Annotated in this window: 1 pseudogene; it reads left to right on the top strand. The window is 63.2% G+C overall.

Annotated features, from left to right (window positions below):
• Window positions 1–489, top strand: a pseudogene (locus J5M71_RS27630) (oxidoreductase); the annotation flags it as partial.

The raw sequence follows: 489 nt of genomic DNA, 5'->3' as shown, positions 1-489 counted from the left end.
GGTTTTTACCGAAGCCACGGCGGTGACCGCCGACGGGCGCATCACCGCCCAAGACCTTGGACTGTGGAACGACGAACAGATCGAACCGCTGCAACGCATCACTCGCTTCATCACCGCTCAGGGCGCGGTCGCCGGTATTCAACTGGCCCACGCCGGGCGCAAGGCCAGCACTCACCGGCCGTGGATCGGCAAGCATGGCAGTGTCAAACCCGAGGACGGCGGCTGGACCCCGGTCGGGCCATCGCCGATTGCTTTCGACCCGCAGCACACCCAACCGAAGCAGCTGGATGAAGGGCAGATCGCCGAAGTGATCCAGGCCTTTGTCGACGCGGCCAAACGCGCGCTGACGGCGGGTTTCAGCGTGGTCGAGGTGCATGCCGCGCATGGCTATCTGCTGCATCAGTTTCTCTCGCCGCTCAGCAATCAACGCCGCGATCAGTACGGTGGTTCGTTCGAGAATCGTATCCGTCTGGTGCTGCAAGTCACTGA

Origin of the sequence: Pseudomonas sp. 43(2021), assembly GCF_017490805.1 — a bacterium.
GTDB lineage: Bacteria > Pseudomonadota > Gammaproteobacteria > Pseudomonadales > Pseudomonadaceae > Aquipseudomonas.
This window is presented reverse-complemented; position numbering and strand designations above follow the sequence as displayed.